Source organism: Candidatus Cloacimonadota bacterium, from assembly GCA_021734245.1.
Classification (GTDB): Bacteria; Cloacimonadota; Cloacimonadia; order Cloacimonadales; family TCS61; genus B137-G9.
This window is the reverse complement of record JAIPJH010000130.1, coordinates 1-5,781: the sequence shown is the minus strand read 5'-3', so window position 1 is coordinate 5,781 and position 5,781 is coordinate 1. Positions and strand designations below refer to the sequence as shown.

General features: G+C 38.5%; 4 protein-coding genes. All 4 read right to left on the bottom strand.

What is annotated here, in order from left to right; genetic code table 11:
• Positions 1–223 precede the first annotated feature (223 nt).
• Positions 224–850: a hypothetical protein gene (locus tag K9N40_12965; GenBank protein MCF7815379.1), complete on the bottom strand. Its 627-nt coding sequence runs from the start codon at positions 848–850 to the stop codon at positions 224–226.
• Positions 851–1,153: 303 nt separating this feature from the next.
• Positions 1,154–1,450: a YhbY family RNA-binding protein gene (locus tag K9N40_12960; GenBank protein ID MCF7815378.1), complete on the bottom strand. Its 297-nt coding sequence runs from the start codon at positions 1,448–1,450 to the stop codon at positions 1,154–1,156.
• Between the two features lie 10 nt (positions 1,451–1,460).
• The gene (pgi, locus tag K9N40_12955) at positions 1,461–3,980 is read right to left on the bottom strand and encodes a glucose-6-phosphate isomerase (protein ID MCF7815377.1); all 2,520 of its coding nucleotides are present in this window, start codon (positions 3,978–3,980) and stop codon (positions 1,461–1,463) included.
• 249 nt (positions 3,981–4,229) lie between these two features.
• Positions 4,230–5,621, bottom strand: a complete 1,392-nt coding sequence (locus K9N40_12950; GenBank protein ID MCF7815376.1) for an MBL fold metallo-hydrolase — start codon at positions 5,619–5,621, stop codon at positions 4,230–4,232.
• Positions 5,622–5,781: the final 160 nt, after the last annotated feature.

The following is a 5,781-nucleotide window of genomic DNA, read 5'->3' as shown; positions in this document are numbered from 1 at the left end:
CGCTAAATTTATTTCAGCAAGCTGAAAATCGAATTTTCATTATTTACCCCTCTCCGGCAACTGCCGGATCTCCCCTCAAACAGGGGAGAAAATTTGGAAAACCCCGATGCAGAGCAGCGAGGAATTCTTTCGATTAAAGGGGGTTCAGTTTTTAATCAAAAAATTTTATTTATCAAAAACCCCTCTGCCGACAAAGTCGCCATCTCCCCTTCAAAAAGGCAGCTTATTTCACTCCAATCGTTGCTGGACTTTTGCGTCCTACAGCGGGACCATCTAAAACCTGAAATCCGGCATTTTTCATGTTTTGCCGAATCCATTTGGTACAACTGTAAGTGCTCAATTTGCCACCTGGTTTCATTTTGTCATGTACTTTTTGGAAGATTTCTCTGCTCCACATTTCCGGTTGTTTCTGCGGAGAAAATGGATCAAAGAAAACGCGATCAAAATAATTTTCAGGAAGCTGCTCGATCGTTTGCATTGCATCTCCGATGATCAATTTGATTGTGTTTTTGTGCTGATCTGTGATCTCTAATCTTTTCGCGATATCTCGAAAAGCAGCGAATTCGTTTTGGATTTCTTTTGGAACTTTTATTTTTTTTATTGTTTTTAGGATTTCTATATCATTTTCCAAACCAATAATTTTCAGATTATTATGACTTTTTGTGGCAGTTATTGAATTGTAACCCAGACCAAAACAGAAATCCAGAATCTGAAATCCATCTTCCACCCCAACTGCTTTTACATGCTTTTCCAAAGCTTCTTCCAAAGCACCGGAAATGGAATGATAATGCTCCTCGGCAGCTTCATTGAAAACAGTGTATGATCCGTCCTGTGTTTTAACAAATTTCATAATTTCCCGTACAGCGACCAGCTTGGTCGCATTTTTCTCGATCTGGCAGATCGAGTTACGTTTAACCTTGAAAAGGCTTCATACAAACCCTCATCTTCCTTAGCACTTTCAAGGTATTTTATTCGCTCCAACTCTGAAAGTGTCAAAAGCATGAACTGGTTGAAAGAGACCTTTTCAGAGTTTCATCTTTATTTCTACATACTCGTTACAAAACTCCAGTTTTGTAATGCCTGATTTTCGCAGCTATTGCTGCCTTTTAATCTTAAACCTTTCGAAGAAGAGAAGGACGGCAGGATGAGTTCGCTACAATTTTTCAGAAATTACCGGTTTTTCAGGATTTTCTTTGAATAACAGTGCTGTCTTTCCGATTATATTAACGATCTGAGATTCGGATTTCTCTGCCAGTTCTGCGATCATTTCCTTACGAATATCACGATGCGGATGCTGAACAGAGATTTTGATCAGTTCATGCGCTTCCAGAGCCTCATCCAAGCTTCTGATCACATTTTCTGTAACGCCTTTATCACCAATCTGAACCATTACTTTTTGGGTTTGTCCTATTGATTTTAGTTTTGCTTTTTGTTTACCAGTCAAATTCATAATTATTCCTTTAAAATGTTTCTTTTACTACTTCCAGATAAGCGTTATAGATATCATCGTTAAAGCAACTGAAAATAACTTTCTCTACTGTAGAATTTATTTCCAGGAATTTCTTAACTTCCTGAACTGCAATTTCGGCTGCTTTATCAAATGGAAACCGATAAACGCCGCAACTTATTGCCGGAAAAGCGATCGTGCGGATTCCATTTTTCACTGCCAGGTCCAGGCTGTTTTTATAACAACTTGCCAGAAGTTGATTTTCTTTAGTTTTGCCGCCGTGCCAAACTGGACCCACAGCATGAATTACATTTTTGGCTGGAAGTTGAAATCCCGGCGTAATTCTGGCTTCTCCAGTGGGACATCCACCCAGTTTTCTACATTCAATTTTCAGTTCTTCACCTGCGGCACGATGAATCGCTCCATCAACTCCACCACCGCCCAGCAGTGAAGTGTTTGCAGCATTTACGATAGCATCAACTTTTAGATTTGTGATGTCACCCTTGATTACCTGAATACGATTTAAAATTACTTTTTTATGCTGACCATATTGTTCCAAAGCTTTCATACCTTTTCGTGTTATCTTATATTTCTGTTTTGAACTTCCCGGTTTATCGGGGATCGTGAAAGCTAAGTATCTTTTATTTTTCAAAGAAGAAATCGCTCTTTTCAGATTTCCAGATTTTCCATGACGCTGCAGAGCATCTGCTATTTCCTGGCTGGAAAGTGGTTTTTCTACGCATTGTTCAATAATTTTGTGATGCATTTCATTTAATTGTGGTGGATTCCAATCCGAACCCATAGCAAAACCATGAGCAGCAATGTGATCCAAATCAGATTTTCCGGTGGTGGGAGTATCTTTAGTAAAATCTTTGAAAGCATTTATCAAACCCCGCGTAGATTTATCATGAGTTTTAACCTTAGATTTCTTTTTTAATTCTTCCAGAATATTATTTGCCAGTTCTTTTCCAAGTTCCACTCCCCACTGATCGAAACTGTAAATATTCCAGATAATTCCCTGTACAAAGATTTTATGTTCGTACATGGCAATAAGACTTCCCAGATTGTAGGGAGTGATCCTTTTCATCAGGATCGTATTGGTTGGCCTGTTGCCATCAAATATTTTATATGGTGTAAGCTTCTGGATTTCTTCTTTAGATTTTCCAGCAGCTTTCAATTCTTTGACAACCTGTTTTTCATCTTTTCCCATCATCAGAGCTTCGGTTTGAGCGAAGAAATTTGCCAGCAGAATTTGTTGATGTTCTCCGATGGGATTTTTGCTGAGAGCAGAGGCGATGAAATCGCAGGGAATCATTTTTGTGCCTTGATGTAAAAGCTGGAAAAAAGCATGTTGACCGTTTGTTCCCGGCTTTCCCCAAATTACCGGTCCGGTTTCATATTTCACTTTTTTTCCATTGCGATCTACACCTTTACCGTTGCTTTCCATATTGAGTTGCTGCATGTAAGAAGTGAAGCGATGCATGTACTGATCGTAAGGTATAATTGCTTCTGATTGTGCTCCAAAGAAATTGTTGTACCACACGCCGAGAAGTGCCAGAATTACCGGAATATTCTTGTCGAATTTTGTATTTTTGAAATGCCTATCCATTTCATGAGCCCCTTCCAGTAATTCTTCAAAATTTTCATAACCAATCGTGCAGGCAATGGAAAGTCCGATAGCGCTCCAAAGTGAAAAACGGCCACCAACCCAATCCCAGAAAATGAACATATTTTGCGGATCAATACCGAATTCCTTAACTTTTTCTTCGTTGGTAGAAATTGCCACAAAATGTTGTTTCATCATATCTTCTTTGATCGCTTCACTTAGGAACCAATGCTTGGCTGTGTTGGCATTTATCATGGTTTCCACTGTGGTAAATGTTTTGGAAGCGATCATGAAAAGCGTAGTTTCGGGATTTAGATTCTTTAGAGTTTCCACGATATGTGTTCCGTCGATATTGGAAACAAAATGGGTATTGATGTTTATTTTGTTGTACGGTTTCAAAACTCCAGCAACCATGAACGGTCCCAGATCGGAACCACCAATTCCGATATTTACAATATCTGTGATCGGTTTGCCGGAATATCCCAGCCAGAGACCGGAAATGATCTTTTCGGAAAAATCTCTGATCTTATCCAGAACTTCTTTTACCTGTGGAATGACATCTTCATCTTCAAAGAAAACTGGCTCATCAGAACGATTTCTAAGGGCTGTGTGAAGCACTGCTCTGTTTTCTGTTTCGTTGATCTTTTCACCACCAAACATCTTGTCGATTGCGTCTTTCAGATCAACTTCTTTAGCTAATTCCACTAACAGCTTCATAGTTTTGGAAGTGATGATATTCTTAGAAAAATCATATAAAACTTCGCCGAATCGTAAAGAAAATTCCGTGAATCGTTCAGGATCTTTTTTAAAGAGATCTTTCATGTGGACAGTTTTCATCTCTTTATAGTGTTCCTGGAGCTTTTTCCAGGCTTCCGTTTTGGTTGGATCGCTTTTTTTCAATTGCAAATTCTCATCGAATAAATTCATATTTTACCTCTATTAGCGTAACATTTCTATCACTATTTGTGATTTGTAATTTAAATTATTTTACGTCAAGTTTTAATGATAAATCTAATTTATTTTTCAGTTCGTATTTTTACGGTCCGTAATTTTACAAACTAAATATTTCTTTTCATTTTTATCTGTGAACCAAGTCATAATTCTAGATTAAAACTGGTGCTCAAACCTTGCGAAGGTCGAGAATTTATGAAAGTTTCACAACCTTGGCAAGGGTTTTTATTCTAATTCAAAACTCTCGCCAAATTGGGGAATTTTTACGTTCCAATGATAAGTCTGTTTGATCTTTTCTGCCATCGCTTCGCTGGCATTTTCTTCTCCATGAACCAGAAAAGTTGCCCTGGGTGATTTATTGAACGGCATCAGCCAGGCCAGCATTTCATTGTAATCGGCATGACCGGAAAAACCGTCAATCATTTCTATTTGTGCATTTATTGGAATTTCCTTTCCATGAATTTTCACAGTTTCTTTTTTTTCCATTATCGTTCTGCCGCGCGTTCCGATAGCCTGATAACCTATCAGTAGAACTGTATTTTTGGGATCGGGAAGCCTTTGTTTGAGATGATGAACTATTCTGCCACCGGTAACCATGCCGCTAGCGGAAATTATGATACAGCCGGATTTATGATCGTTGATACTCATTGAATCCTGTTTACTACGGCAGATATGTAGATTTCTGGGACGGAAAATATCTTTTCCTGCCATATTCTGCATGCGTGTAAACAGGTCAAAATCTTGGATGTGATTTTCGAAAATCTGCAGTGCTTCAATTGCCATGGGAGAATCCACAAAAATTGGATAGGAGGGAATTTTTCCTTCAGCTTCCAAAAGACGCAGAAGAAATAGTAATGTCTGTGTTCTGCCCACACTGAAAGCCGGAATCGTTAGAGATCCGCCGCGATCCATGCTTCTTTTGATCACATTTACAAGCTCTTCAATCGGTTCGCTGGATTCGTGTAATCGATTTCCATAAGTGGATTCTAAAATTAGATAATCAACATTATAAACCTGATCAGGTTCATTCAAAACCGGAATTTCCGGTCTTCCCAGATCGCCGGAAAATAGAATTTTTCGAGTTTCGTTATTTATCTTCGTTTTAATATCGATGAGTGCAGAGCCAAGAATATGACCTGAATCATGAAATTTAATTCGGGTATTTTCTGTAAGTTTGAAATGATCGCCATAATGAACAGGAGCAAAAAGTTTGATCGCTTTTTCTGCGTCTTCAGTCGTATAAAGCGGCAATGCCGGTGAATGTTTGGAAAAGCCTTTTTTATTAGCCCATTTCGCATCTTCTTCCTGGATGTGTGCGCTGTCTTTCAGCATCACTTTGCAAAGTTCTGCCGTGGCATGAGTGCAGATTATTTTCCCATTAAATCCTTCCCGCACAAATTTGGGAAGATAACCACTGTGATCGATGTGAGCATGTGTGAGAAGAACATAATCGAATAACGAAGGTGGAACGGGAAATTCTTCCCAATTTTTCAATCTTATTTTTTTGGGACCTTGAAACATTCCACAATCTATAAGCAGATTTTTTCCTTCTATTTCTAAATGAAATCTGGAACCGGTCACTGTACCCGTTGCTCCTAAAAATGTTAGTTTTGGCATATTGCTCTCCTGATCACTTTTAAGGTTCTGTAACACAAAACCTTCTTTTTTTTACGTTAACTAATTATTTTCTATACAAATATACCATAGTGGGAAAATCTCCCCCAAAAAATTAGAGTCCAGGCCAATTCCTGAGAGAGATAATCCCATGAAAATTATT

Excerpts from the sequence above, each read along its gene's own strand:
- K9N40_12960 (MCF7815378.1), bottom strand. The coding sequence starts at position 1,450 with ATGAATTTGACTGGTAAACAAAAAGCAAAACTAAAATCAATAGGACAA.
- K9N40_12950 (MCF7815376.1), bottom strand. The coding sequence starts at position 5,621 with ATGCCAAAACTAACATTTTTAGGAGCAACGGGTACAGTGACCGGTTCC.
- K9N40_12965 (MCF7815379.1), bottom strand. The coding sequence starts at position 850 with ATGAAATTTGTTAAAACACAGGACGGATCATACACTGTTTTCAATGAA.
- pgi (MCF7815377.1), bottom strand. The coding sequence starts at position 3,980 with ATGAATTTATTCGATGAGAATTTGCAATTGAAAAAAAGCGATCCAACC.